The 25526-nt window shown below is 69.7% G+C and carries 23 protein-coding genes; 14 read left to right on the top strand and 9 right to left on the bottom strand.

From position 1 onward, the window contains the following. Positions 1–10: 10 nt before the first annotated feature. Positions 11–1195, bottom strand: a complete 1185-nt coding sequence (locus NR798_RS36985) for an aminotransferase class V-fold PLP-dependent enzyme (protein ID WP_375767260.1) — start codon at positions 1193–1195, stop codon at positions 11–13. Positions 1196–1339: 144 nt separating this feature from the next. Between NR798_RS36985 and NR798_RS36980 the strand changes: the two genes are divergently transcribed. Together NR798_RS36980 and NR798_RS36975 are read left to right on the top strand one after the other, a co-directional pair. Then, positions 1340–3370 (top strand): DUF1588 domain-containing protein, encoded by a 2031-nt coding sequence (locus NR798_RS36980; protein ID WP_375767259.1) that lies wholly within the window; start codon positions 1340–1342, stop codon positions 3368–3370. Positions 3371–3372: 2 nt separating this feature from the next. Then, the gene (locus NR798_RS36975; protein WP_375767258.1) at positions 3373–4767 is read left to right on the top strand and encodes a DUF1552 domain-containing protein; all 1395 of its coding nucleotides are present in this window, start codon (positions 3373–3375) and stop codon (positions 4765–4767) included. Between the two features lie 274 nt (positions 4768–5041). Here NR798_RS36975 and tolB read toward each other — a convergent pair whose 3' ends face one another. The 4 genes from tolB to NR798_RS36955 are packed head-to-tail and all read right to left on the bottom strand — an operon-like array spanning position 5042 to position 8292. Next, positions 5042–6286 (bottom strand): Tol-Pal system beta propeller repeat protein TolB, encoded by a 1245-nt coding sequence (tolB, locus tag NR798_RS36970; RefSeq protein WP_375773882.1) that lies wholly within the window; start codon positions 6284–6286, stop codon positions 5042–5044. A gap of 38 nt (positions 6287–6324) precedes the next feature. Then, positions 6325–7101 (bottom strand): energy transducer TonB, encoded by a 777-nt coding sequence (locus tag NR798_RS36965; protein WP_375767257.1) that lies wholly within the window; start codon positions 7099–7101, stop codon positions 6325–6327. 3 nt (positions 7102–7104) lie between these two features. After that, the gene (gene tolR, locus NR798_RS36960) at positions 7105–7572 is read right to left on the bottom strand and encodes a protein TolR (protein ID WP_375767256.1); all 468 of its coding nucleotides are present in this window, start codon (positions 7570–7572) and stop codon (positions 7105–7107) included. A gap of 12 nt (positions 7573–7584) precedes the next feature. After that, positions 7585–8292 (bottom strand): MotA/TolQ/ExbB proton channel family protein, encoded by a 708-nt coding sequence (locus NR798_RS36955; protein ID WP_375773881.1) that lies wholly within the window; start codon positions 8290–8292, stop codon positions 7585–7587. Between the two features lie 182 nt (positions 8293–8474). Here NR798_RS36955 and NR798_RS36950 point away from each other — a divergent pair, with 182 nt between their 5' ends. Together NR798_RS36950 and murI are read left to right on the top strand one after the other, a co-directional pair. After that, positions 8475–9527, top strand: a complete 1053-nt coding sequence (locus NR798_RS36950; RefSeq protein ID WP_375767255.1) for a hypothetical protein — start codon at positions 8475–8477, stop codon at positions 9525–9527. Positions 9528–9638: 111 nt separating this feature from the next. Beyond that, entirely contained in the window at positions 9639–10457 is an 819-nt protein-coding gene (gene murI, locus NR798_RS36945; RefSeq protein WP_375767254.1) for a glutamate racemase, read from the top strand. Positions 10458–10466: 9 nt separating this feature from the next. On the opposite strand, the gene carF is transcribed toward murI, so the two are convergent. Next, positions 10467–11312: a plasmanylethanolamine desaturase gene (gene carF / locus NR798_RS36940; protein ID WP_375767253.1), complete on the bottom strand. Its 846-nt coding sequence runs from the start codon at positions 11310–11312 to the stop codon at positions 10467–10469. Positions 11313–11523: 211 nt separating this feature from the next. On the opposite strand from carF, the gene NR798_RS36935 reads away from it, so the two are divergent. The 9 genes from NR798_RS36935 (at position 11524) to NR798_RS36895 (ending at position 19889) form a co-directional block, all read left to right on the top strand. Then, positions 11524–12066: a hypothetical protein gene (locus NR798_RS36935; RefSeq protein ID WP_375767252.1), complete on the top strand. Its 543-nt coding sequence runs from the start codon at positions 11524–11526 to the stop codon at positions 12064–12066. A 60-nt stretch (positions 12067–12126) separates the two neighbouring features. Beyond that, positions 12127–12909, top strand: coding sequence for an alpha/beta fold hydrolase (locus NR798_RS36930; RefSeq protein WP_375767251.1), 783 nt, complete (start codon positions 12127–12129; stop codon positions 12907–12909). Positions 12910–12968: 59 nt separating this feature from the next. Beyond that, the gene (locus NR798_RS36925; protein WP_375767250.1) at positions 12969–13580 is read left to right on the top strand and encodes a glutathione S-transferase family protein; all 612 of its coding nucleotides are present in this window, start codon (positions 12969–12971) and stop codon (positions 13578–13580) included. A gap of 190 nt (positions 13581–13770) precedes the next feature. Continuing rightward, complete coding sequence (gene ftsE / locus NR798_RS36920; RefSeq protein WP_375767249.1) at positions 13771–14466, top strand: cell division ATP-binding protein FtsE; 696 nt, start codon at positions 13771–13773, stop codon at positions 14464–14466. Continuing rightward, positions 14463–15365 carry a cell division protein FtsX gene (locus NR798_RS36915; protein WP_375767248.1) on the top strand — a complete coding sequence of 301 codons (903 nt, stop codon included), beginning with the start codon at positions 14463–14465 and terminating at the stop codon, positions 15363–15365. The genes ftsE and NR798_RS36915 overlap by 4 nt, the downstream gene beginning before the upstream one ends. Beyond that, entirely contained in the window at positions 15362–16531 is a 1170-nt protein-coding gene (locus NR798_RS36910; RefSeq protein ID WP_375767247.1) for a murein hydrolase activator EnvC family protein, read from the top strand. The genes NR798_RS36915 and NR798_RS36910 overlap by 4 nt, the downstream gene beginning before the upstream one ends. Further along, the gene (locus tag NR798_RS36905; protein ID WP_375767246.1) at positions 16528–17553 is read left to right on the top strand and encodes an oxidoreductase; all 1026 of its coding nucleotides are present in this window, start codon (positions 16528–16530) and stop codon (positions 17551–17553) included. The genes NR798_RS36910 and NR798_RS36905 overlap by 4 nt, the downstream gene beginning before the upstream one ends. 92 nt (positions 17554–17645) lie before the next feature. Next, positions 17646–18506 (top strand): alpha/beta fold hydrolase, encoded by an 861-nt coding sequence (locus NR798_RS36900; protein ID WP_375767245.1) that lies wholly within the window; start codon positions 17646–17648, stop codon positions 18504–18506. Between the two features lie 39 nt (positions 18507–18545). Next, positions 18546–19889 (top strand): S41 family peptidase, encoded by a 1344-nt coding sequence (locus NR798_RS36895; protein ID WP_375767244.1) that lies wholly within the window; start codon positions 18546–18548, stop codon positions 19887–19889. A 93-nt stretch (positions 19890–19982) separates the two neighbouring features. Here the strand turns inward: NR798_RS36895 and NR798_RS36890 are convergent, their stop codons facing one another. Further along, positions 19983–21809 (bottom strand): hypothetical protein, encoded by a 1827-nt coding sequence (locus NR798_RS36890; RefSeq protein WP_375767243.1) that lies wholly within the window; start codon positions 21807–21809, stop codon positions 19983–19985. A 195-nt stretch (positions 21810–22004) separates the two neighbouring features. Between NR798_RS36890 and NR798_RS36885 the strand changes: the two genes are divergently transcribed. Continuing rightward, positions 22005–22535, top strand: coding sequence for a hypothetical protein (locus tag NR798_RS36885; protein ID WP_375767242.1), 531 nt, complete (start codon positions 22005–22007; stop codon positions 22533–22535). An 86-nt stretch (positions 22536–22621) separates the two neighbouring features. Here NR798_RS36885 and NR798_RS36880 read toward each other — a convergent pair whose 3' ends face one another. Both NR798_RS36880 and NR798_RS36875 read right to left on the bottom strand, forming a co-directional pair. Next, positions 22622–24412: a M4 family metallopeptidase gene (locus NR798_RS36880; RefSeq protein ID WP_375767241.1), complete on the bottom strand. Its 1791-nt coding sequence runs from the start codon at positions 24410–24412 to the stop codon at positions 22622–22624. A gap of 127 nt (positions 24413–24539) precedes the next feature. Next, positions 24540–25334, bottom strand: coding sequence for a glutaminyl-peptide cyclotransferase (locus tag NR798_RS36875; RefSeq protein WP_375767240.1), 795 nt, complete (start codon positions 25332–25334; stop codon positions 24540–24542). Positions 25335–25526 lie beyond the last annotated feature (192 nt).

The following is a 25526-nucleotide window of genomic DNA, read 5'->3' as shown; positions in this document are numbered from 1 at the left end:
CGGAGCTTACTCAGCGCAGCAGCGCCTCCAAAGCTTCCGCCAGCCGCTGGTACTCCGCGTGCGAGTTGTAGAGCTGGGCGGACAGCCGGACGTGGCGGTGGGGAGGCCGGGGCCAGGGGGTGATGGGCACTTCGATGCGGTGCTCGAAGAGCAAACGATCCTGGAGCGGGTCCAACCCGAGCACCGAGGGCTCCGAGGGGAAGCCATCCGGGAGGGGCACGGTGGCCATGGCGCCCACCATGTCCTCCGGGCAGCGGGGCGCCACCCGGAGCCGCTGGCACAGGAGGCCGCGCGCCGCCAGCGCCTTGGCGCGGTTGGAGGCCATCACCTCGGGCCAGCCGCCGGGCAGCATCCCGCCCATGACCTCCAGCGCCTTGGGCACGCAGAGGAAGGGGGTGGGATCGTTGGTGCCGAGCCAGTCGAACTCCAGGCGGAAGCGCGAGCGATCCGTGCGCCGCGAGTTGTACCCGTGGCTGATGACGAGGGGGCGGATGAGGGACTGCTGGTCCCTGCGCACGTGGAGGAAGGCGGCGCCCTTGGGGGCGCACAGCCACTTGTGGCAGTTGCCCGTGTAGTACGCGGCGCCGAGCTGGTGCAGGGAGAGGGGCACCTGCCCGGGGCCGTGTGCGCCATCCACGAGCGTCTCGATGCCCCGCTCGCGCAGCGCACGGACGAGCCCGGCCACCGGCATCACCAGCGCCGTCTGGCTGGAGATGTGATCGATGAGCAGCAGTTTGGTGTTGAGCGTGACGTGAGCGAGCACCGCGTCCACCACCGCCTGGGGCGAGGGCACGGGCCAGGGCAGCTTCACCACCACCACCTTCACGCCCCACTGGCTGGCCACGAAGTCGAGCGCGTTGCGCGAGGCGTTGTACTCGTGGTCGGTGGTGAGCAGCTCATCGCCGGGGGCGAAGCGCAGCGAGCGCAGCACGGTGTTGACGCCCGTGGTGGCGTTGTTGACGAAGGCGAGGTCGTCCGGGTTGACGTCCAGGAACTCCCCGAGCGCCGCACGGGCCGCATCGGCGAGGGGCTCGAGCTCGCGGTGGAGGAAGCGCACGGGCTCGGCTTCCATGCGGGCACGCAGCTCGGACTGCGCTTCGAGCACTCGGGTGGGGCAGGCGCCGAAGGAGCCGTGGTTGAGGAAGGTCACCTCGGGATCGAGTGACCAATGGGAGCGGAAGGGGGACGCGTCCATGGCGTGGGGGACAATGCCGGGCCCCCTGGCCATGTCAACGCGCGGCGAGAAGGCGGGGTTGCCGCGGGTGCTGGTGATTTGCAACGAGATTAGTTGGAAAGTCGAGTAAAGTACGCCAGAGCGCTACACCCGGAGGGAAGTGAAATGAGAGGTCGCGGCGGAGTGCGAGCCTGTGTCGCCGGAATCCTGATGGTGCTCGGCGCGTGCACGGACCCCCAGAAGGGGCCGGACGCCTCGGATGGCGGAGTCTCCTCCGACGGCGGAAGCGAGGCCACCGAGCTTTCGCCGAACCTGATCCCCCAGGAGGAGCTCTTTGCCTGCCGGGGGGCCGTCTCCGATGCGCCCACGCGCATCCGCCGCATCAACCGGTGGCAGTGGACCCGCAACGTCGGCGGCTCCGTGACGCGCGGATGGACCGGCTTCAGCTTCTACGACAATCCGCTCGATCCGAATCCACGCTCGCCCTACGGCAGCTACGCCGCCACCGACACGGTCGATGAATCCATGGTGGAGATCATCCTCCCCATCGTGGACGAGTACGGCGCGACGTGGGCCGGGCCCTACACCGGCTCGAACAGACTCGATCTGCTCCGGGAGGACCGGTCGTTGCGTTGCATGTGGGAGCAGGCGCAGCCGAGCACCGCGTGCATTCGCAACTACCTCGCCACCTTGCTCGAGCGGGGCGTGATGTACCGGCCCGCGCGCGCGGATGAGCTGGACCGGTTGGGCGCCTTCGCCCAGTCGGTGCTCACGCAGGAGGTCCCCGATGGAGGCGAGGACGCACGTACCCACAGCCTCTCGCGTGTCGTCACCGCGGCGTCATTGATGAGCGGCGCGTTGTTCCGCGAGGAGCTGGGCACGCCGGGCGGCGACGGCCGGGTCGGGCTCGGTGACTGGGAGCTCGCGCAGCAGCTCACCTATGCGCTGGGAGATCGGGCCCCGGGCGCGGTTCCCACCTGGAGGTGGCCCTACACCTCCGCTTCCTCCAAGGGCCACTACGGAGACATCGCGGACGCGGCCCGTGACGGAGGGATCCGCTCACCGGAAGTCGTGAGCGCGCTGATCGATCAGCACCTCGGCGGCGTGGATCCCACCCGCTTCGATCTGGTCCAGGACTTCGGCGATGAGGAGCGCCCCCGCCGGGGCGAGTACTGGCTCGCCGATGGCGTGGCGAACTTCTTCCGCCAATGGCTGGGCTACACGCAGGTGGAGGCGATCTTCAAGGAGCGCCCGGAGGCGACCAGCGCCTTCGATGATGGGGAGCTGAGTGGCTATCGCGCGCAGGCCGCGGCCTGGGAGAATCTGCTCGTCGGTTACTACGGCTACGAGTCGACGCTGATCCAGCAGATGGACGACTTCGTCGCGCGCGCGGTGGTGGAGGACGTCGCGGTGCTCGAGACGCTGTTGACCTCCCGGCGGTTCTTCCTCGCCGCGACCCAGGACTCGGGCTTCGACGGCAACGCCACGCGGTACACGGGCCAGCCCTACGGCACCACCGCGGAGATCGCCGCGACCCACGACGCGCGCTGGCGGATGCTCCCGGAGACGGAGCGCGCCGGAGTGCTCACCCACCCGGCGTGGTTGGCCTCGCATGGCGGAAACTTCGAGGACGATCCGTCCGCGGTCCACCGGGGCAAGTGGGTGCGGGAGAACCTGCTCTGCGGCTATGTGCCCCCTCTCAGCTCGGTGCGCGTGCGGGCGCAGGTGGGGCCTCACGCGCCGGACAAGAACGCGCGTGCGCGGCTCGAGGACGCCACCGGCAAGAGTGAATGCCAGGGCTGTCACTCGCTGATGAACCCGCTCGGCTTCCCGTTCGAAACCTACAACCATGCCGGCTACCTGCGGACGAGGGACCATGCACCCGACGGTGGCTGGATGGCTCCCACCGGGCAGGCGATGTTGAGCAATCTGCCGGACCCGGGCTTGAACGGGCCCGTGCGGGATGCGGTGGAGCTCAGCGAGAAGCTCGCCGCCTCGGGCTACGTGAAGCGCTGCTTCGTCCGGCAGGCCTTCCGCTACTTCATGGGCCGCGACGAGAACCGGAGCGACGCCTGCACGCTGGTGCGGATGGAGCAGGCCTACGACGCGCACCAGGGCTCCTTCAAGGCCATGCTGGGCGCCCTGATGACCAGCGACACCTGGACGACGCGCCGCGCGCCGGCGCAGGGAGAGTGACCATGCTGACCCGACGCGCACTGCTCAAATCCGCCGTGGCCACTGGACTGCTCGCGCCCTTCTACCGCGAGGCGCTCGCCCAGACGGTGAAGCCCATGCGGCTGGTGCTGGTGCTGGAGTGCAACGGCATCTACCCCGAGGCGTTCCTGTCCAGCGGGACACGGGCGGCCCTCGGCCCGAAGGTTGGCACGCGGCACAACTTCCTCGACGTGTATCCCGAGACGCCGTTGGTCCGCATGGGAGACAACCTCTCCAGCGCGCTGTGCCTGGGGCCGCTCGCCGGAGGCAGCGGAGCGCCGTCTCTCGTGAACCGGGCGGCGGTGCTGCTCGGGCTGTCGTCGATGATCGCCGGAGGAGGGCACTCGGCGGGGACGGGGGCCCTGAGCTGCGCGGTGCATGGCTCGGCCGCCACCCTGGATGCGGTGCTGGCGCCGGCGCTCAAGCGCACCGCGCCCTTCGACGCCATCCGGCTTGGCACCAGCTCCGCGCGCACCCCCATCGTCTACGAGACGTGTGCGTACGGTCCGCGCAAGCCCGCCGGCATCCTGGTGAACCCGATGCTCGCGTACAACACCCTCTTCGGCTCGCTCTCGACCGGCGCGGCGGTGGGACAGGAGCGCCGGATGCTCTTCGACTTCGTCCGTGAGGACGCGAAGGCCGCGCTCGGGACCTTCAAGGGCAACTCCCACGAGCGCATGAAGCTGGAGCGGTACCTGGCCTCGCTCGAGGCGCTGCGGGCCAGGGAGACGCAGTTGCAGGGAATGGCGGCGCAGGTGAAGCCGCTGCTGCCTCCGGACCCGTCCGTGAACCCGTTGCTTCAGGGAGGCACCACCCCGCCCGACTCCCTCAAGTGGCTCGAGGCGCAATTCGAGATCGCCACCACCGCGCTGCTGGGCGGACTGACGAACGTGGTGGTGCTGGCGGCGGGGACCTCGGGCTTCGACGTGGCCTATGACTCGAGCATCGCGAACGTCGGCCGTCATGATCTCCAGCACGGCATCGACACCGCGGCCAACTGGACCGGCATCGCGGCGGTCACCCGTCAGCACGTGGCCCTGGTGGCGAAGCTCGCCCGCGCGCTGGCGGCGACGCCGGAGCTCCACGCGTCCGGCTCGATGCTGGATTACACGGCGATCGTCTTCATGTCCGACAATGGCGAACAACACCACTCGGAGGCGCGGGAGTGGCCCAAGCTCGTCCTCGGTGGCAATGCGCTGGGGCTGAAAACGGATGGACGGACCGTGGTGTATCCGGCCGAAGGCAAGGCACGGAACCGCCAGGTGTCCAACCTGTTCAACTCCCTGGGCCACGCCTCGGGGGATACCGGCTTCAACACCTTCGGGGCGGAAGGCCCGACGAGAATCGCCGAAGGCCCCCTGTCGGAGTTGATCGGTTAGGCGGCGAGCGGCGGTGACGTCCCCCTCCTTCAATGCCCGAGCGCGCGCGGCTGGGGAGGGGGGGCCATGGAGGCCGTGTAACACCGTCCCTGGTGCTCGTAGAGGTCCTCCGGGCACGGGGCCTTGAGCATGTGCGGGATCCAGCAGGCGCCCATGATTTCCACCCCGACCCGGGGCTTGCAGGGAGGGCGCCGCTGCACTGGGGTGCTGGCCGGTTGGGACGACCCTCACCCCCCGCCCTCTCCCAGAGGGAGAGGGAGCATGCGCAACCCGGTTAACGGCCCCAGTCGGGCGTCAGCAGCGCGGCCTTGTCCTGCGCGGGCAGCGCGACCTGGTTGTTGCCGTCGGCCGTCATCACGAAGAGCTGCGGCGAGCCGTTGCGCGTGGAGGTGAAGAGGATGAGGCGGCCGTTGGGCGAGAAGGACGGCTCCTCGTTGTTCGCCTGGTCCTGCGTGAGGCGCGTCACCTTGCCGCTGTCCACGTTGACGGTGAAGAGGTCGAACGCGTTGCGCTCGTCGCGCGCGGTGAAGGCGATGAGGTCTCCCCGCGGCGACCAGTCCGGCGTCTGGTTGTAGTTGCCCTGGAAGGTGAGCCGGCGCACGCCCGAGCCGTCCGCGTTCATCACGTACACCTGCGGCGAGCCGCCCCGGTTGGACACGAAGGCCAGGCGCTTGCCGTCCGGCGACCACGAGGGGCTCGTGTTGATGCCGAAGCGCGTGTCGGTGAGCTGCTTGGGCTTGTCCCCATCCGCCTCGGCCACCCAGATTTGCGTGCTCTCGCCCGTGGCGAGCGAGTACGCGATGCGCTTGCCATCCGGCGAGAAGGCAATGCCGGTGGCCATCTGCCCCTCGGACGTCTTGACCTTCGCCGTGTTGCCCTCCGGCCGGCGGATGTAGATGTCCGGCTCGCCCTGCTGGTACGAGGTGTAGCCCAACGTCCCGTCCGGCCCGAGCGAGGGCAGCAGGTTGATGCCGCCGCGGGTCACCTGCTTCGCGTTGCGGCCGTCCCAGTCCGCCACCCAGACGTCGCGGTTGTTGCCCGTCTTGCGCACGTAGGTGATGCGCGAGAGGAAGGGGCTCGGCTCGCGGGTGAAGTGGCGGTAGATGGCGTCGGCGAGCTTGTGGGCCACCTGGCGCGCCTCGGCGGCGGGGGCGCTCTGGGCCGTCTTGAAGTCCTCGCGGCCGGTGCCCACGTTGAACACGCGCGCCTCGGCCTTCAGCTCTCCGCCCTCCTGGGCCAGCGAGTACTTCACCAGCGACTCGGCGCCCACGTCCGCCCAGCGCGAGAAGTTGATGCTGCCCGCCGCCATGCCCTCCTTCGGGTCCGCCAGGAAGCTGCCGCGGTCCAGCACCTGGAAGATGCCGGAGGCCCGCAGGTCATACATGAAGGCCTCGTCCACCTCCTGAGCGGACGCCTTGGCCTCCTCGCCCTGCACCAGCGGCGCGGTGGCGGCCAGGGGCAGGGGCCGGAAGTTGGCACCGGAGATTTGGATGACGGGGGCCTGGGCGAGCGCCGCCATCGGCAACAGGAGGAGCGAGAGGAGAAGGGCTTTCGCGTTCACGGGCTGAACTCCAGGACGATGCCGCCCTTCTGCAGCGTGTCCCGCAGATGGTCGGGGGGAGGGGAGAAGGGAGAGGCCTTCTTCACCGCGGCCAGCACGGCCGAGTCGAAGAGGCCATTGCCACTGGCCTTGGCCAGCCGCGCCTCGATGACCTCACCGGTGCGGTTGAGGCGCATGGCCACCTGGGCCTTGAGGTACAGGCGCTCGTTGTCGGGGATGGTGTCCGCGACGTTGTAGTGGCGGCGCACCTGCGAGGAGAGCAGGCCGAAGTAGCGCTCGCCCTCGGCGGTGGCCGAGTCGCCGTTCGGATCGCCATCCTCGGCGCCGTCCAGCTCCTCCTCCTGCTTGGAGGACTTGGAGAGCTTGTCGAAGGCCCCGAAGAGCTTGTTGCGCCGGTCCTCGCCCTTGGCCTCGCCCTTCTGCGGCGTGGGGGCGGGGGCGGGCTCCGGCTTCACCCCGGGGATGGGCACGGCCACCTTGGCCGGCTCGGGCGCGGGGGGCGTGGGGGTGGGCGGCGCCTCCACCTTCTTGGGCGGCGGCGGAGGCGGCTCCTCCTTGCGGGGCAGCAGCTTCTCGTCCCGGGGCTTGCCCAGGCGCACCAGCGTGGCGCGGATGGGCTTCTGGTCCAGCTCCACCTTGGGGCCCTCGACGAAGGCGTTGTACAGCCCCACGGAGAGCAGGATGAGCACGTGCCCCACCAGGGACACCGTGAGAAAGCGCCCCAGGCGCGAGCTGCGCTGGGCGAGCAGACTTTGATTGACGGCCGGGTGCATGGGCTAGCGCCTTGCTTCCTTCGCTTCCTTCTTGCCCTTGTTGGACGCCCGGCCCCCGGCCGTGGGGTCCGTGATCATCCCCACGTTGGTGATGCCGGCGCGCTGGGCGGCGGCCATCACGTCCACCACCACGCCGTAGGGCACGTCCCGGTCCGCGTGCAGGTACAGCTCCTTGTCCGCCTGCGCCTTGGCGTTGGTGGCCAGCTTCTTCTCCAGCTCGGCCACCGGCACCTCGGCCTCGCCGATGTAGATGCGCCGCTGCGCGTCGATGGACAGCACCAGCTTCTTCTCGGCCGCCTCCACCGGGGCCGCCTTGGCCTCCGGGAGGTTCACCTTGACGCCCTGCTGGATGAGGGGCGCCGTCACCATGAAGATGATGAGCAGCACCAGCATCACGTCCACCATGGGCGTGACGTTGATCTCACTCATGGTGACCCGGCCGCCGCTTCCGCGATTGGAGCCCATGCCCATGGCGCGTATCTCCTAGCGGAAGAAGTGCCGCTTGATGATGTTGAGGAAGTCCGCGGAGAAGTTGGCCATCTCCGTGTCGAACACCTTGATGCGGCTGACGAACGAGTTGTAGGCCACCACCGCGGGGATGGCCGCGAACAGGCCGGCCGCCGTCGCGAAGAGCGCGTTGCCCACCGGCGCCGCCACCGTGGCCAGCGTCGCGTTGCCCTGCTCGGCGATCGAGTTGAAGGCGTTGAGGATGCCGATGACGGTGCCGAACAGCCCCACGAAGGGCGAGGCCGCGCCCACCGTGCCCAGGAAGGACACCCGGTTCTCCAGCTCGGTGAGCTGGGTGGTGGACGCCCGGTTGAGTGCCCGCTCCACGTTCTCGATGCCGCCAAGCCGCTCGGCCATGGCGCCTTCCGAGCCCTCCTTGTGCTGGGCCAGCTTGCTCAGCTCCTCGTACCCGGCGCAGAACACCTTGGAGAGCGGCGAGCCGTCCAGCTTCTGGGCATCCTGGTAGATGGTCTCCAGCCGGGAGGCCTTCCAGAAGGAGTCCAGGAAGGTGAGCGACTGGCTCCGGGCTCGCGACAGCTGGGTGTGCTTGAGTGCGATGAGCGCCCAGGACGCCACCGAGACGACCATCAGCAGGCCCAGCACGCCCAGCTCCAGGAAGGAGGCGTCACGGAGGATCTGCAGGTAGTTCATGGCGCCAAGCGCCAGGGGAAGATGGGGCAGCATCATGGGGGTCAGGCCGTAGCATCCGGGTCCGGGGTGGTCAAACAAACCCGGAGGGGGGTTGAGGCCGGCAGGTCGTTGTTGCCGGGCTTTGAATAAATTCCCCGAGGGGGCGTCCGAGGGGGTGTGTGACGGGCCGCATGCCCGCCCCCTCCCCTCCGTCGATCTCGAATCGAGGACCTCCCATGAACGCCAGAATCCTCGCCGCATTCCTCCTGTGTCTCACCGCCAGCACGGGCTGCATCATCATCGACCACGATGACGATGGTCCCTGCTGCACCACGCCCCCTGCGCCCACCTACCCCGGTGACGTGACGTTCTTCTGGACGCTCGCCAACGGCCGGTGCGCGGACTGGCCGGAGGTGAAGAGCATCAAGATCTCCATCCCCGGGGAGACGCTCCACAACGGGGGCGTCTACGCCTGCAACACCGCCGGGGAGGACGGCATCGTCCTGCACGACTTCGTGGCCGGCACCTACAACTACACCATCCAGGCCATCAGCTACTCCAACGAGATCGTCTTCGAGGGCCGGGGCGACTTCACGGTGAACGGGAACGTGCGGGAGGTCGTCGACCTCACGCCCAACGGGATGTCCTACGCGCTGATCAGCTGGCGCTTCCCGCCCAACACCTCCAGCCCCAACCCGACCTGCACGCAGGCCGGCGTGACGTCCATCAAGGCACAGATCGACGGGGGCGAGTGGGTGAACCTGAACTGCGCGGACGGCATGACCGGCGGGGGCGTGGAGACGCCGTGGCTGGAGGATGGGACGCACGTCATCAACCTCGTCGCCTATGGCCGTGACCGGGCGGGCCGGGATGGGATGCCGCTGTACACCAGCCAGAGCACGTTCGTGACGAGCGCGGGCACCCCCCGCTCCGAGCAGGTGGACTTCTTCGCGGTGGGTGGCATGTCGCTGCGCTGGGAGCTGTGGGACGGGGGCACGCGCCGCAGCTGCGCCGAGGCGGGCCTCACGGGGATGGTCATCAACCTGAAGAACAAGGCCACGGGCGAGCTGGTCTACGGCGCGGCGGGGGACCCCCAGTCCTGCACGGGCGCGCCCATCCTGTACCAGTACCTGAAGCCGGGGCAGTACGAGGTGTACATCCGCGGCATGAAGGGCTCGACCATCGCCTACAGCAACGAGGACCTGCCGGACGTGCTGACGGTGACCGCCTTCGAGCAGAAGACGGCGTCGGACCCCTCCTACACGGTCGCCCTGTACCGGGAGCTGTAATCGCCAGGCCGCTTGCCTGACGTCCGGAGGGCCGGGGCATCCGCCTCGGCCCTCCTTGCTTTGCGGGCGGGCACATGGGGGTTGGCATCAAACGTGATAGGGAGCCCGGGTATGCGGCAAGGCAGCCACAGTCCCATCGGGGTTTTCGATTCGGGTGTCGGGGGGCTCACGGTCCTCAAGGCACTGATGTCCCACCTTCCCCACGAGAGCACGCTCTACCTGGGTGACACCGCGCGGGTGCCCTACGGCACGAAGTCGGGCGAGGTGGTGACGCGCTACTCGCTGAAGAACGCGGAGTTCCTGCTGGAGCGCGGCATCAAGCTGCTGGTGGTGGCGTGCAACACGGCGTCGGCGGTGGCGTTGCCGGCGTTGTCGGCGGCGCTGCCGGTGCCGGTGGTGGGGGTGATTGCGCCCGGGGCGAGGGCGGCGCTGCGGCGCACGCGGGGCGGAGGGGTGGGCGTCATCGGGACGCCGGGCACCATCCGCTCGGGGGCCTACCAGCGCGAGCTGGAGGCGGCGGCGGGCGCCCATGGCGTGAAGGTGAAGGCGAGGGCGTGCCCGCTCTTCGTGCCGCTGGCGGAGGAGGGGTGGCTGGCAGGAGACGTGCCGCGGCTGGTGGCCCGCGACTACCTGGCGGACTTCGCCCGGAGCGGGGTGGACACGCTGGTGCTGGGCTGCACCCACTACCCGCTGCTCAAGGACGTCATCGCCGAGGCCGTGGGGCCGCAGGTGGAGCTGGTGGACTCGGCCGAGGCCACGGCGGAGGTGGTGGGGGCGCTGCTGGAGGAGCGCAGGCTGCTGGCGCCCGCGGCGGAGGCCCCGACGCACCACTACTTCGTGACGGACGTGCCGGAGCGCTTCGTGGAGGTGGGGGCGCGCTTCCTGGGGCGGCCCATCCACTCGGCGGAGCAGGTGGACCTGTCGTTCTAGAACCGCGGGTCAGGAAGGCTGGGCCGGAGACACCGGCCGGGTCTCCTCCTCGAGCAGCTCCTTGGCGGCCTGGACGACGGGAGGGGTGGCGGTGGAGGTGACCTCGAAGAGCTCGAGGGCGGCCTCGGTGCCGATGTCGTCCTTGCGGGGGAGGAGTCCGGTCGCCCAGGTGATGAGGCGCTCGAGGGTGGGGAAGAAGCCGATCATCAGGAGCGGCTTGTTCATCCAGCCCACGGTGATGCAGTAGTACTTGTTGAAGGGCGCGGTGTGGTGGATGCGGTGGTGGTCGGGGGGGAGGATCAGGTGGACGCGCTGCAGCAAGCCGATGAGCGCGGGCGGCTGGTCCATGTGGGACCACTTGTGGAACTGGTTGGTGGCCATCACCCAGAAGATCATCGCCCCGAGGAAGGCGGAGACGAACACCCAGCCGGGGCTGGAGTGGGGGAGGGCGACGGCGAGGATGGCCACGGGGATGGAGACGAGGCAGTTGTTGCCGTTGGTCTCCACGAAGTCATGGCGGGTGATGGCCTTCTCGTCCACGTGGTGCTCGCGGAAGGGCCGGATGAAGGCCTTGCCGAGCACGGGCATGTCGGTGGAGCCCCAGGTGTCGCCCATCCAGTGGACGAAGCCGGAGACGAAGTCGGCCGCCAGGTAGCCCAGCAGCAGGGCGCTGAGCACCAGCCAGGGGCCGGTGTAGGGGCCGCCCCACAGGCGCCAGACGAGGGCGGACTCCAGGGCCACGAAGCTGACGATGCTGGCGATCTCCATGGCGCGGATGGCCGGCGAGTAGCCCTTGGCCAGAGCCGTGGCGTCCTGCTGACGCAGGTGGTTCTTGAGCTCGTTCTTCGTCGTCATGGTTCCCGTCGTGCTCGTGTGGTGCCGGCGGGGGTCGCTGCCCCACGTCCAGGGCGGACTCTACCCTCAGTCGGATCCTGAACGAAGTCACAGGGTGGACAGTGCAGGTGCCCGGCCTTCCAGCTGAGAGGCCACCAGGCATCCGTGCGCAACCCGCCGACGCGTTCCTTGTGTCCCCTGGATACGGCTGGTACGTTCCGCCGCCTCGGGCATGGCGAAAACCTTCGAAAAAGCCGTCACAGGCTTCAACCACAACATCAAGTACAAGGGGAAGGTCTACCACGTCCAGACCGAGGACTCGGGCGTCAACAACCCCCACATCATCACCCACCTGTTCGTGGGCGGTAACATCCTCGCGTCCAAGAAGACGTCGTACGCGGACATCCTCAACGCCGAGAACCTGGGCGAGGTCGTCCGTGAGTTGATGGAGGAGCAGCACAAGGAGATGCTGCGCAACCTCATCAACGGGGTGTACGACGGCTTCGACATCTCGGGCGTGCGGCACTACCAGCCCGGTCAGCTGGGCTCGGCCGAGGACGCCGCCCACGCGCGGCAGGCCGCCCCGGCCGCCAAGCCGCAGTCCGCGCCCCCGGCCGCCTACGTCCCTCCGGAGATCGCCGCGGCGCGCGCCCTCCAGGTGGCGCCGAAGATCAACGAGGTGGGCGTGGAGACGCTCTTCGGAGAGGATCTCATCTCCGAGAAGAGCCTGGACGAGGTCATCCTCAGCTACCTGGCGGGCGAGGACAACCAGTAGTCCCCCGCGAAGCCGCCTTCCAGGCGCAGCGGTTTGGGCCCATTCCAGGAGTCGCGTCCATTGGACAAGGTCATTTCGAAGGATGGGACGCCGATCGCGTACGAGAAGACGGGCTCCGGATCCGCGCTCATCCTCGTCGACGGCGCCCTCTGCAGCCGTGCGTTCGGGCCGATGCCGAAGCTGTCGGCGCTCCTTGCCCGGCACTTCACGGTGTTCACGTACGACCGCCGCGGCCGGGGCGACAGCGGCGATACGCAGCCCTATGCGCGGGAGCGGGAGGTCGAGGACATCGCCGCGCTCATCGAGGCCGCGGGCGGCTCCGCTGCCGTCGCGGGCCTGTCGTCCGGCGCGGCGCTCGCGCTCGAGGCGGCGGCGAGCGGGCTGAACATCACGAAGCTCGCGGCGTACGAGCCCCCGTACGTGTCCGCCGCGTCCGGACGTCCCGAGGCCGATCACGAGGCGCACCTCAAGCGGCTCCTCGCGGAGGGGCGCCGTGGGGACGCAGTGAAGTACTTCATGCGGGACATGGTCGGCGCGCCCGGGTTCGTCGTCCTGCTCATGCGGCTGATGCCCGGCGCCTGGCGGCAGCTTCAGGCGGTCGCGCACACGCTGCCGTACGACGCGAACGTCATGCGCGGCTTCTCGGTCCCGGCGGAGCGGCTCTCGTCCATCCGCGTCCCGACGCTCGTCATGAACGGCGGGAAGACGGACATCCGGCTGAAGCAGGCGGCCGAGGGCGTCGCGAAGGCCGTGCCGGACGCGCGGCACCGCACGCTGGCGGGACAGACTCACAACGTGAGCCCAAAGGTCCTCACGCCGGCGCTCGTCGAGTTCCTCACCTGACCCAGGACGCCAGGTCCTTCCCTCCCCCAGCAGAGGCCCCTCCGGCCTATGCTCCGCGGATGCTCCGCATCTACAACTTCGCGCGTGGCGCGCGCGGCCTGCGCGTGGTCTGGCTTTGTGAGGAGATGGGCCTGCCCTATCACCTCGAGCGCCTTCCCTTCCCGACCCCCGCGGCCTATCGCGCGCTCAACCCGCTGGGCACGGTGCCTTTCCTCGAGGACGAGGGCGGTGTGGCCCTCAATGAATCCGTCGCCATGCTGCTCTATGTCGCGCAGCGGTACGGCCCCACGTCCCTGCTGCCCGCACAGGACGACCCTCGGCTGGCGCGCGTGCTGCAGATGACCGTGTTCAGCGAAGCCACGATCGGGGCGGGCCTCAATCCGCTGATGGCGGCGCATTTCGCGGCCCCAGAGGCGGACAAGCGCAACTGGTCGGTGCGTGGGATCGAGGATCGCGTCAAGCAGGCCCTGGCCTATGTGGTGGGCATGCTCGGCTCCCATCCCCATGTCGCTGGCGCCGACTTCACCCTCGCCGACATCGCCATGAGCACCTCGCTGAGCATGTGGCGCGGCGCGCTCGGCCAGGCGCTCCCGGACCCGCTCGCCGCCTATCAGGAGCGGCTCGCCGCGCGGCCCGCCTACCAGCGCGCGCAAGCCATGAATTCACGCTGACCCCTCCCCGCCACCACGCCCCCGGATACCTCGGTGTTGTCACCCCACCTGGCCATGGAGAGCAGCCTGGCGAGCAGGCAGGCCCGGCGCACACGGGACGGCGAGGTGGGGGGCTCACTCCGGGTCGGGCGGGAAGCCACGTTCCCACCGTGGCCAGGGGGCCTCCACGAGGCCATAATCGGTCCCGCCGATGATCCAGATGTTCCACGTCTACAAGGCGTATCCAGGCGATCCGCCCGTCCTCTCGGACATCAACCTGCACGTGCAGAAGGGCGAGTTCGTCTTCCTCACCGGGCCCTCCGGCGCGGGAAAGACGACGCTCATGAAGCTCATCTTCTGCGGGGAGAAGGCCACCAAGGGACAGATTCTCGTGGGCGGGCGCAACATCGCGCGCATCCGCGAGTCGGCCGTCCCCTACCTCCGCCGCAACATCGGCGTCGTGTTCCAGGACTTCAAGCTCCTGCCCCACCGCACCGTCGAGGACAATGTGGCCTTCGCCCTCGACGTGCTGGGCGTGCCCCGCTCCATCGCTCGCGAGCGCGTGCACCGCATGCTCAAGCTGGTGGGCCTGCAGCACAAGGCGAGCTCCATGCCCCTGAAGCTCTCCGGTGGTGAGCAGCAGCGCGTGGTGATCGCCCGGGCGCTCGTCAACGACCCGACCATCCTCCTGGCCGACGAGCCCACCGGCAACCTGGACCCGGCCCTCACGCTGGAGATCATGGACCTGCTGATGGATGTGAACGCGCGCGGCACCACGGTGATGGTGGCCACTCACGACCACAGCCTCATCACCCGCTACCAGAAGCGCACCCTGCGGCTGGAGAATGGCTTCATCGTGTCGGACGAGGACGGCGTGAAGGCCGCCCGGCGGATGGCCGCGGGATGAGCGTCATCGCGAAGGCGGCCTACTTCTGGCGCTCGGCGGCCTCGGGCCTGCGGCATGCGCCCTTCATCCACTTCGTCGCGGTGACCACCATCGCCATCGCCATCTTCTCCGCGGGCCTCGCGCAGGCCACGGGGCGCATGGTGGACGCGCTCCTCGGCTCGCTGGGCGGCGAGGTGCAGGTGACGGTGTACCTGTCCCCCGACCTCGACGAGGAGGGCGCCGAGGTGCTCCGCGAGCGGATGGTGGCCGCCAGTGGTGGCCGGGCCTCGCTGGTTCCCCCTCAGGCCGCGCTCACGCGTCTGGCGAACGAGCTGGGCGACCTCGGCGAGGCGCTGACGCAGTTGCCGGAGAACCCGCTGCCTCCCTCGTTGGAGCTGGAGGTCCCCGCGGAGCGGCGCACCCCCGGTGCCCTCAAGGAGCTGGCGCAGCAGCTGCGCGCCATGCCCGGCGTCACCGGCGTGGACTACGGCGAGGAGGCGGTGGAGCGGCTCTCGGCCATCTCCAAGGCGCTGCGCTATGGCGGGTGGGTGGCCTTCGCGGTGGTGCTGCTGGCCACCGTGGTCATCGTGTCCGCGACGCTCCAGCTCGCCATCTACGCGCGGCGCGGGGAGATCGAAATCCAGAAGCTGGTGGGCGCGACGGACCGCTTCGTCAAGGCACCCTTCCTCATCGAGGGCTTCCTCCAGGGACTGCTCGGGGCCGGGGTGGCGCTGGCGGGGCTCGTGGCCTTCGAGCGGCTGGCGGGGCCCGGACTCGCCTCGCTCTTCTCCTTCCTGGTGGGGCCCGGCGGCATGGTGCCGCTGCTGGAGCCGGCCATCGCCCTGGAGCTGCTGGCGGCGGGCTGCGCGCTGGGACTGGGCGGCAGCTTCATCGCCGTGGGGCGCTTCCTGCGGGTATGAGCCGGCTCGTCCTCCTCTCTCTGCTGCTGTGGGGTGGTGCGGCCCTCGCTCAAGAGGAGGCGGCTCCCCCGCCGTCCGCCCAGGAGGGCGCGGCCGAGCCACCCCCCGCGCTGGACGAGGCGGCCGAGCGGGAGGCCGTACGCGAGAAGCTGGCCACGCAGCGGGCGGCGCTCGCGCTCATCGAGTCGCGCAAGGTGTCCGCGCTGGAGGTGCTGGAAATGGTGGAGCAGCGGGCGGCCACCAGCTCGCAGCGGGTGAAGGCGCTGGAGCGCGACCTGTCCGTCTTCCGCAAGCGGCTGGCCGTCGCCGAGCAGGAGGACGAGCTGACGCAGGAGATGCTGCGCGGGCAGCTGCGCCGGCTGTCTCCGCGGTTGTGGGGCATGTACCGGCTGATGCGCCGCCGGCCCCTGGAGGTGCTGCTGAGCGCGAGGGACTTCTCCGCCATGGTGTGGCGCTCGCGCGCGCTGAAGGCCACGCTCGAGGAGGACTTGCGGCTGCTGCGCACGGTGCAGCGGGTGGCGCGGTTGCGGCGCCAGTCGGCGGCCGAGCTGCGCCGGTTGAAGGGCTCGCTGGACGTGCGGCTGGGCTTCCTGCGCGAGCAGGAGGCGCTGGCGAGGGCCCAGCAGGGGGCGCTCGAGGAGGTGGTGGGCGCCATCAAGGGCGAGGCGGAGCTGGCGCGGCGCATGGTGCGCGAGCTGGAGCAGGCGGACGCGGACCTCACCCGTGTCATCCAGGACTTGAACGAGGGCCCGGCCGCGTCCGGTTTCGGCGCGCTCAAGGGCAAGCTGCCCTTCCCCTCGCCGGGCCTCATCGAGGTGGGCTTCGGCAAGGTGGTGAACCCGCGCTTCAACACCGTCACCGTGCAGAAGGGCGTGGACATCCGCGCGCCCGCGGGCTCGCCGGTGAAGGCGGTGGCCGAGGGCACCGTGGCCTACGCGGGATGGATGCGCGGCTACGGCAACCTGCTCATCCTGGACCATGGCGGCGGCTACCACACGCTGGTGGCGCACCTGGCCTCCGTGGCCCAGGAGGTGGGCGCCCGCGTGGCCGCCGGAGACGTGGTGGGCGAGGTCGGTGACACGGGCTCGCTCAAGGGTGCCTACCTCTATTTCGAGATCCGCCGCGCCGGACAGGCGGTGGACCCCGCTCCCTGGTTGTCGCGATGACCTCTCCCCTCCGCACGGGGCTCATCGGCTACGGCCTGTCCGGTGCGCGCTTCCACGCGCCGCTGCTCGCCGCCGAGCCCGCCTTCACCCTGGCCGCCGTCGCCACCCGCAGGGCCGCAGAGGTCTCTCGCGACTGGCCGGGCGTGCGCGTGCTCTCGCAGGACGAGCTGCTGGCGGACCCCTCGCTGGAGCTGGTCATCATCGCCACGCCCAACGACACGCACGCGGCCCTGGCCGAGCGGGCGCTCCTGGCCGGCAAGCACGTGGTGGTGGAGAAGCCCTTCACGCTGGACTCGTCCGAGGCCATGCGGCTGGATGCACTGGCCCGCGAGCGCGGCCGGTGTCTGACCGTCTTCCACAACCGGCGCTGGGATGGGGACTTCCTCACCGTGCGCCAGTTGCTGGCGCAGGGACGGCTCGGCCGGTTGTTCAGCTTCGAGAGTCATTTCGATCGCTTCCGGCCCCAGGTGAAGGCGCGCTGGAAGGAGGACGACGTCCCCGGCGGTGGCACGCTGTGGGATCTCGGCTCGCACCTGATCGATCAGGCCCTGCAGCTCTTCGGGTTGCCCGAGTCCATCACCGCCGACCTCGGCCGGCAGCGGACGGGCGCGCGGGCCACGGACTGGTTCCACCTGGTGCTGCGCTATGGCGAGCTGCGCGTCCTGCTGCACTCGGGTTCGGTGGTGCACGAGCCCTGGCCACGCTTCGTGCTGCACGGCGAGGTGGATGGCTGGAGCAAGTACGGGCTGGACCCGCAGGAGGAACAGCTCGGGGCGGGGCTGCGGCCGGGCATGGCCGGTTGGGGCGTCGAGCCCCCGGAGCGTTCCGGCCGGTTGAGCCACGGCGGGAGCGTCCCAGGCCTTCCGGGCCGTTACGAGGAGTTCTACCGCCAGCTCGCCTCGGCCATCGCGGGCCAGGGGCCGGTGCCCGTGACGGCGGAGAGCGCGGGCCAGGTCATCCGGGTCATCGAGGCGGCGGTGCGCAGCGCGGAGGAGGGCCAACGCATCCCACTCCACGGCTGATTCCCTGGATTCCCGGCTCCCGGGCGTCCACTCGTGGAAGGATGGGACGCGGAAATGATGCAGTGCGGCATGGAGGGGATTAACCTCTGGCCGTGGATCTCATCTCAGGACTCCAGGAAGTCACCCGGCGCATGTTGGTGGCGCGCGGGGTGCGGTCGAGCATGGTGGACGTGGCCGGCCAGCGGCTGCACCACTACGAGTTGAAGGGGAGCGGCAAGGGGCCGCCGGTGCTGCTGGTGCACGGGCTGGGCGGGACGGCCAACGGCTTCGCGCGCATCTTCTTCGGGTTGGCGAAGCGCTTCGAGCGGGTGCTGGCGGTGGACCTGCCAGGGCACGGCTTCTCGCCGGAGTACTGCCTCGGGCCCACGTGCGTGCGCGGCCAGTACAACATGCTGGTGGAGTACTGCCGGAAGGTGGTGGGGGGCCCGTCCTTCGTGGTGGGCAACTCGCTGGGCGGTGCCCTGTCCGTGCAGCTGGCGGCCGAGCACCCGGAGCTGGTGAAGGCCCTGGGGCTGGTGGCACCCGCGGGCGCGGACGTGGGGCACGAGCACTTCGTGGAGGTGCTCCAGGCCATGGACGTGCGCACGGCCGAGCAGTCGCGGGCGCTCACCCGGCGGCTCTTCCACCGTCCGCCCATGGTGATGATGCTGCTGGCCGACATGGTGCGCGGCATCTACTCGACGCCGGCGGTGAAGGCGCTGAGCGAGGACGCGCTGGCCACGCGCGAGTACCTCAAGCCCGAGGTGCTCCAGGCGCTCTCCATGCCCGTGCTCTTCGTGTGGGGTGGGAGTGAGAAATTGCTGCCGCGGCAGAGTCTGGACTTCTTCCGCTCGCACCTGCCGGCGCACTCGCGGGTGAGGGTGGTGGAGCGGTTCGGCCACATTCCGCAAGTGGAGCGGCCGAACGAGCTGCTGTCGGAACTGGTGCAGTTCGCGGACGCCTCGGGGCTGTAGGAGGGCCGGGGCGCGGGCCGGGTGCTAGACTCGGGGCCCATGCGCTCCCTGCACTCCTGGCGCGCGGCACTCGCCGCGGGCCTGTTGCTCCTGGCTCCCGCGGCGCGGGCGGACGGACGCTCCCCGCCCGACACCACCACGTACGAGCAGCTCGAGGTGTTCGCCCGGGTGCTCTCGTACGTGGAGAACAACTACGTGGAGCCCGTGGACGGCAAGAAGCTGATGTACGGCGCCATCCAGGGAATGCTGGAGACGTTGGATCCCCACACCGTCTTCATGCCGCCCGACGTCTTCAAGGAGATGAAGATCGACACCTCCGGCGAGTTCGGAGGCCTGGGCATCGAGGTGGCGCGCAAGGGCGAGGGCATCGTGGTGGTGGCGCCCATCGACGACACACCGGCGGCGCGAGCGGGCATCCGGGCCGGGGACGAGCTGCTCGCCATCGACGGCGAGAACATCCAAGGAATGGGCGTGCCGGAGGTGCTGCAGCGCATGCGCGGCCCGGCGGGCAAGCGGGTGCTGCTGACCATCATGCGCGAGGGCTTCAGCGCGCCGCGCGAGCTGGCCATCATCCGGGACCACATCCGCATCATCTCGGTGGAAGGCGCGCTGTACGGGGGCATCGCCTACCTGAAGGTGAAGAACTTCCAGGACCGCACGGCGCTCTACCTGCGCAAGGAGCTGGACCGGCTGCGCGAGCAGAACGGGGGCAAGCCGCTGCGCGGGGCGGTGTTGGACCTGCGCAACAACCCGGGCGGGCTGCTGGACCAGGCGGTGGCGGTGAGCGACCTGTGGCTGCCGGGGAACCTGCCCATCGTGAGCACGCGGGGGCGCAAGGGAGGCCGCGCGACCGAGGAGCTGAGCAAGGACCGGGACACGGAGCCGGAGTACCCGCTGGTGGTGCTGTTGAACGCGGGGAGCGCGTCGGCGTCGGAGATCGTCGCGGGGGCGCTGCAGGACCACGGCCGCGCGACGATCCTGGGCACGCAGACCTTCGGGAAGGGGAGCGTGCAGACGGTCATCGAGCTGGAGGACGGCTCGGGGCTGAAGCTGACCATCGCGCGCTACTACACGCCGAAGGGGCGGAGCATCCAGGAGAAGGGCATTACGCCGGACTACTGGGTGCCGGAGGCGCCGGGAGGCAAGGGCGCGAAGGACCAGCCGCGGGAGAAGGACCTGGACCGGCACTTCAAGGCGGAGCCGGCGGTGGCGAGCGAGTCCGAGGCTGTGGCACAGCCGAAGAGCCTGCCCGAGAGCGTGCGTGACTGGGACGTGGCGGCGAAGCTGACGGACTACCAGCTGAAGATGTCGCTGAACTACCTGAACAGCGTGGCGACCAACCCCGCTCGCTCGCCCGCGAAGGCGAGCACCGAAACTCGCTGACCCCCCACTTCCCCCAATATCCCCCAACATCCCCTCTCCCTTTGGGAGAGGGACGGGGTGAGGGTATCCAGGCCCGGGTTGAACCCGTGAGCCCTACTGCGTCCCCCCGGGCCACAAGGGTGCGTCCGCCTGCTCTACGGGCCACACCGTGCCCCGGTTGCCCGGAATCTCGCGGCCCTCGGGGTCGGTGACGAAGTTGCCCACGTCGCCAAACGCCCGCTCGGCATTCACCCGGCCCCCACTCTGCCGCATGGGCCCGAGCGCCGTGCCCTGGCGCACCGCGACCACCTCGTGCGGCCCGGGCCTCAAGTCCACGAGCGCGCCCTTGCGAGCGGCGTCCAGCAACTGCTGCTCGTTGCCGATGGGGTCGGCCACCGTCTTGGCCTTGAACGTCCACACGAGCAGGCTCGTGGGCGCTCTTCCGGCGAAGGCCTGCTCGAGCAGGTCCTTGCTGCCGAAGAACTGCTTGCCGATGTCGTTCTGGTTCACCGGCCCGGCCATCAGACACACGCCGCCGCGGAGATCACACCCCTCGGGAATCTCCGTGGTGCCGGCCACCTCGGCGACGAGCGCGCCGCGAGCGGCCGCCGCGCCGAAGGCCCGCACCGCGTGGGCGAAGGACAGCCCCGACTGCTCCACCTCGCGGCGGGACAACCCTCCGACGTAGATGCGCTGGCCCGCCAAGGCAAAGGCCTTCCGCCCGCGCGCGCTGTTGCGCGAGAGCGCACGCCCGAGCGCCAGGTCCGCCCACAGCGGCAGCCGGGCGATGAGCTTGTCGGTGACCTGCTCCAGCTCCTCGCGCACCGCGCGCAGCCGTTCCTTGCCATGGGGCGTGAGCACGTCAATCCGCTCGAGCAGCAGCAGCTCCTTGGCCCGCTCGCGAGACACGCCGGTGAAGCGGGCGAAGGCGTTGTAGGCCGCGCGGCCCGCCTGCACCGTCAGCTCCTCGGGCACGTCCAGGGGCTGGCGCGCCTGATAGGCGGGAGGGGCGCTCGGCTCGGCGTTGACGCCGGGCTGGATGCGCTCGCTGCGCAGGGCGAGCAGCGCCGCGCCCAGCCGGCGCGCCGTGGGGCGCTCCATGGGCACGCGCTCCTCCTCGGACACATGGCCCACCTGGGCCACGAGCGAGATGCGCCAGCCCGCCGCGCGCTCGGCGGACGTCAGGCCCACCAGCGCCTCCAATTCGCGCAGGGCCGCCGCGTCCGAGGGCTGCTCGAAGGGCTCCAGGAAGACCTGGGCGCGCCGGGTGCCCGCGGAGGCAATCACCGCCGCGCGCTCCATCGCATCCGCGAGGACGCCGAGGTGCAGCTCCTTGAGGTAGCCGATGGTGGGGATGTCATCCGCGTGGCGGAAGCGCTTGGCCCAGGCGCGCAGCGGCACGGTGAGGAGGCTGGCCAGGGGCTTGTGGCCGACGAAGGTGAGCAGGAAGGTGAAGGGGGTGCGGTAGGGGCGCGCGAGCACCACGTGGGTGAAGGCGGCCCCGTCGAGCACGGGCGCCTCCTTGCGGCCCATGCGCCTGAGCAGCGCGGCCGCCTGCTCGGAGTCCTTGGGGCCGAGGAGCACCTCCCGCTGCCCGCGGAAGTTGGTGGACTGCCGTGCGGAGAGCACTCCGAGCGAGCACTCCTCGAAGAGCTCGCGCTCGGTGGGGGCGGGGCCCGGCACGAAGCGGGACGGCCTCGGCAGCGAGAGCAGCGACAGCAGCGTGCTGGCCTCCTCCCGCGAGAGCGAGACACGCGTGCGGTAGCCGACGGGCGAGGACGACTCGAGCGACTCGGGCAGGTGATAGCGCGTGCGCTTCTCGCCGGAGGTGGCGAAGCGGGCGTCGCGGCGGACGCGGGACTCGGGCGGAGGGGCGGGGATCGTCACCAACTCGAGCGGCTTGCTCACCGGCGACTCCTCGACATGGACGGGCTTCCTCATGGGAGCGCGAGAGTGCCAGCGGCGGGCGCGGGCTGTCGCGCCTCTCGTGCTGGCGCCCTGCGTCATGCGGGTGAACAGAGGGGTGGCCCCTCGGTCAGACCCGGGAGCAGGAGCCCTTGCCTGCTCCCTGCTCCGCTACCGGATTCCCGTCCCCCGCCTGAATCCTCTTCCGCAGCTCGAAGGAGGGGGTCCCGCATGTCGATCCGCTTGATGTGGTGCAGCGTGCTCGTCGCCGGCGCAGCGCTCTGTGGCAGCTCCTGCGCTCCCACCGCTGACGCGGGACAGGAGGCCGCGCTCCAGGAAGTGGGGGCCGGGGGAGAGTTCTGCGGTGGCATCGCGGGCTTTCCCTGTGCCGAGGGCTTCGTCTGCATCGACGATCCTCGTGACAGCTGTGACCCGGAGCAGGGGGGCGCCGATTGCGGCGGCATCTGTCGCAGGGAGCACCCCACCGCCTGCACCGGGAGGGAGCCGGGCCAGAAATATGTCTCCCGCGACCCCTCCGAGTGCACCCGCATCGACTTCATCTGCAAGGAGGGCTACAGCCCTTTCTTCAACGAGTGCGGCTGCGGCTGCCAGCGGCAGAAGAGAGCCTGCGACTACAACGACCCCAACCGGTCGTACATCGCGAAGGATCCCGACGTGTGCGCCACCCTCCGGTTCCTCTGCGCGGAGGGCTTCCAACCGTTCTTCAACGAGTGCGGCTGCGGCTGCGAGGCCGCTCCGTAGCGAACCCCTGGCGCCAGAAAGACAACCGGCGCGGCCACCCAGGAAGGGGAGCCGCGCCGGCGTGAGGACCGCGGTGCTACTGGGGCTTACTGACCGGAGCTGACCGTGTAGGTGACGCCGGAGTAGGCCGTGTAGCCCTTGATGAGGACGTAGTAGGTGCCCTGCTTGGCGCCGGTGATGGTGCAGCTCTCGGTGGCGGTGGCACCCGCGGACATGCAGTCGTAGGTGGTGGTGGTGGGGGCGCTGCCGAAGCGCACGTACATGTCGGCATCACCCGTGCCGCCGGTGGTGGCGAAGCGCATGGCCGTGGCGCCAGCGGGCGTGACGTGGGTGTAGTTGGTGCTGCTGCTCTTGGCACCCGAGAGGTTGCTCACGGTGCTGAGGACGGTGAAGGTCGGGGGAGCGCCCACGCCCACCGCGGTCCAGGCCGCGTTCACCGCGGCGGCGGCCGTCGCGCCGTAGAGGTCGGTAGCGGCCTGAGCCGTGGCGCCGCGCGCCTCGGAGAAGGTGCTGCCCGGGGTGAGGTACACCGTGTTGGCGCGGTAGAAGATGGCGGCGCCCATCTGGATGCTGGTGTACGCGTTGGCGTCGAGGGCCGGCACCACGGTGGTGGTCTTGCCGCGCGGGTGCGTGCCGCCGCTCACCATCAGATTGAAGGCCAGGTTGGCGATGCCCGAGTTCCAGTGCACGCCGCCGTTGTCGGAGGTGCCGGTGTAGCGCGTGGGGTAGTAGTCGTAGTCACCCGCCAGCGCCGGGTCGTTCATGTAGCGGAGCGCGTCGCCCGCGGTGGCCGGGGTCCAGCACTCCTCGCCAATCTTCCAGGTGTTGGCGCTGACGGCGCTGTCACGGAAGGCCTCGATGGAGGCGCCGAAGATGTCGGACATGGCCTCGTTGAGGGCGCCGGACTCACCGGAGTAGACGAGGTCGGAGGAGGTGTCGGTCACGGCGTGGGTGAGCTCGTGGGCCACGACGTCGAGCACGGTGAGCGGGCCGGACTGCGAGCCGTCGCCATCGCCGTACACCATCTGGGTGCCGTCCCAGTAGGCGTTGACGTAGTTGCGGCTGTAGTGGACGGACGAGGTGAGCGTGCCACCGGTGCCGTTGTAGCTGTCACGGCCGAACTTGCTGAAGTAGAAGTCGTAGGTGAAGCCCGCGTTGTCGTGCGCCTGGTTCGCCACCGCGTCGCTCACGGGAGCCTGGCCCTCGGAGCGCAGCAGGGTACCGGGGAGCGTGGTGCGGGTGGAGGCCGTGTACGTCTTGCGGTTGCGGCTGGTCTTCAGGTTGTCGAACTGCTGGACGATCTCACCGGTCTTCGCGTCGATGAAGAGGTTCGGCATCGAGGGCTCGCCCTTGTCCGTGACGGACTCGAGCTGCACGCGGTAGGTCAGGCGCACGCTGCCGTTGCTCTCGGGCAGGAGCTGCAGGTCCACCTTCGGGTCGGCCTTCAGGGCGCGGGAGCCACCGACCTGGGCGACGGCGATCTGGGAGGCCTCCTCGGCGCGGAGGCCGGGGGTAGTGTCCACCTTGAGGTCGCGCACGAGACGGTCCGTGACGGAGGCGACGGAGCCGTTGGCGTCGAGGTGGAGGATGGCCTGGGCGCCAAAGACGGGCACGCCGCGGAAGCTCTGGGTCACGCGCTCGTGGGTCAGGCCCTTCTCGTCGCGCAGCGCGCGCTTGAACGACACATCCCCCGCGCCATTGAAGAACTCCGGACGCTGCGCCCGGAGCTGCTCCAGGCCACGGCCCTGGGCGTTGACGGAGATGCTGCTGTCCTGGGTCCCCTGGGCGTCCTGGGTGCCAGCGTCGATGCTGTCGACGCTGCAGGCGCTCCCGAGGAGCATGAGGGGGAGGATGGAAACCAGACGAGGAGTGCGCATGACGGTTTCTCCGGCTCGACGGTTGTGTCGAGTACTTCCTTACTTTCCGATAAAAGGAGTTCTCCTGTCAAGCTGCAATTTTTCATTATTACGGTGAAGGTGTGAGTGCGAAACGTAAGGTGGTGGACTACCTGGGCACGAGCCGGATGTGGAAGAGCCGGGGCCAGCGCTTGCCGGTGACGAGCAGCCGGTCCCGGGCCGCGTCGTAGGCGATGCCGTTGAGGACGTCCTCGTTTCCGGTCTGGTCCTCCGGCGCGAGCAGCCCCGTGAGGTGGATCCACCCGGTCACCCGTCCGGTGGCCGGGTCGATGCGGGCGATGTCGTTCTGCATGTACACGTTCGCGTAGAGCTCGCCCTTCACGAACTCCAGCTCGTTGAGGAGGGAGATCTCCCGGCCAGCGTCGGTCACCCGGACGGTGCGCCGCACCGCGAGCGTGGCGGGATCGAGGAAGCGCAGGGTGCTGGTGCCATCGCTCATGATGAGCGAGGTGCCATCGTCGGTGAGGCCCCAGCCCTCGGTGGGGTATTCGAAGCGGCCCACCTGCTGGAAGGTCGCGGCGTCGTAGATGAAGCCCACCTGCGAGCGCCAGGTGAGCTGGTAGAGCCTGCCCTTGAAGAGCGCGATGCCCTCGCCGAAGTACTGCCGCTCCAGCGGGTGCCGGCGCAGGACCGCGCCCGTCTCGAGCTCCACCTCGCGCAGGCTCGACTGGCCATTGAGGCCCGTGCCCTCGTACAGCTTGCCGTCGCGGTAGACGAGCCCCTGCGTATAGGCATTGGGATCATGCGGCCAGCTCTGGACGACCGTGAAACCCGACACGGGCGTGACCGCCGGGGGCGCCGGAGGGCGCTCGTTGCGGCAGGCGAGCACGGTGAGCAGCACGAGGGGAGAGAGCCACGCGAGGGAGGGACGCCGGGAAGTCACGATGGGGGCTCCTGAGGGAGGCGATGCAGGCTAGCGCGAAGCGCGCGGATGCGTCCTACTCTCTCCAATAGAGGTGACCGCCGCTGTGAGCCGAGCCTCTTCTCGACAAGGAGGTTTGGCTCGTCTTGAGGGACCAAATCGATTCTTGTCGGACCCAATTTGGACCAATTTCTCGTATGCGCCGTTGACGCT

The organism is Archangium gephyra, assembly GCF_042230915.1.
Classification (GTDB): Bacteria; Myxococcota; Myxococcia; order Myxococcales; family Myxococcaceae; genus Archangium; species Archangium gephyra_B.
This window is presented reverse-complemented; position numbering and strand designations above follow the sequence as displayed.

What these genes read in the sequence shown, in the direction of transcription:
- tolR (WP_375767256.1), bottom strand. Translation starts at nt 7,572, where the DNA reads ATGGGCATGGGCTCCAATCGCGGAAGCGGCGGCCGGGTCACCATGAGT.
- NR798_RS36975 (WP_375767258.1), top strand. Translation starts at nt 3,373, where the DNA reads ATGCTGACCCGACGCGCACTGCTCAAATCCGCCGTGGCCACTGGACTG.
- carF (WP_375767253.1), bottom strand. Translation starts at nt 11,312, where the DNA reads ATGACGACGAAGAACGAGCTCAAGAACCACCTGCGTCAGCAGGACGCC.
- ftsE (WP_375767249.1), top strand. Translation starts at nt 13,771, where the DNA reads ATGATCCAGATGTTCCACGTCTACAAGGCGTATCCAGGCGATCCGCCC.
- NR798_RS36965 (WP_375767257.1), bottom strand. Translation starts at nt 7,101, where the DNA reads ATGCACCCGGCCGTCAATCAAAGTCTGCTCGCCCAGCGCAGCTCGCGC.
- NR798_RS36915 (WP_375767248.1), top strand. Translation starts at nt 14,463, where the DNA reads ATGAGCGTCATCGCGAAGGCGGCCTACTTCTGGCGCTCGGCGGCCTCG.
- NR798_RS36905 (WP_375767246.1), top strand. Translation starts at nt 16,528, where the DNA reads ATGACCTCTCCCCTCCGCACGGGGCTCATCGGCTACGGCCTGTCCGGT.
- NR798_RS36985 (WP_375767260.1), bottom strand. Translation starts at nt 1,195, where the DNA reads ATGGACGCGTCCCCCTTCCGCTCCCATTGGTCACTCGATCCCGAGGTG.
- NR798_RS36885 (WP_375767242.1), top strand. Translation starts at nt 22,005, where the DNA reads ATGTCGATCCGCTTGATGTGGTGCAGCGTGCTCGTCGCCGGCGCAGCG.
- NR798_RS36890 (WP_375767243.1), bottom strand. Translation starts at nt 21,809, where the DNA reads ATGAGGAAGCCCGTCCATGTCGAGGAGTCGCCGGTGAGCAAGCCGCTC.
- NR798_RS36980 (WP_375767259.1), top strand. Translation starts at nt 1,340, where the DNA reads ATGAGAGGTCGCGGCGGAGTGCGAGCCTGTGTCGCCGGAATCCTGATG.
- NR798_RS36955 (WP_375773881.1), bottom strand. Translation starts at nt 8,292, where the DNA reads ATGCTGCCCCATCTTCCCCTGGCGCTTGGCGCCATGAACTACCTGCAG.
- NR798_RS36950 (WP_375767255.1), top strand. Translation starts at nt 8,475, where the DNA reads ATGAACGCCAGAATCCTCGCCGCATTCCTCCTGTGTCTCACCGCCAGC.
- murI (WP_375767254.1), top strand. Translation starts at nt 9,639, where the DNA reads ATGCGGCAAGGCAGCCACAGTCCCATCGGGGTTTTCGATTCGGGTGTC.
- NR798_RS36880 (WP_375767241.1), bottom strand. Translation starts at nt 24,412, where the DNA reads ATGCGCACTCCTCGTCTGGTTTCCATCCTCCCCCTCATGCTCCTCGGG.
- NR798_RS36935 (WP_375767252.1), top strand. Translation starts at nt 11,524, where the DNA reads ATGGCGAAAACCTTCGAAAAAGCCGTCACAGGCTTCAACCACAACATC.
- NR798_RS36925 (WP_375767250.1), top strand. Translation starts at nt 12,969, where the DNA reads ATGCTCCGCATCTACAACTTCGCGCGTGGCGCGCGCGGCCTGCGCGTG.
- NR798_RS36910 (WP_375767247.1), top strand. Translation starts at nt 15,362, where the DNA reads ATGAGCCGGCTCGTCCTCCTCTCTCTGCTGCTGTGGGGTGGTGCGGCC.
- NR798_RS36895 (WP_375767244.1), top strand. Translation starts at nt 18,546, where the DNA reads ATGCGCTCCCTGCACTCCTGGCGCGCGGCACTCGCCGCGGGCCTGTTG.
- tolB (WP_375773882.1), bottom strand. Translation starts at nt 6,286, where the DNA reads ATGGCGGCGCTCGCCCAGGCCCCCGTCATCCAAATCTCCGGTGCCAAC.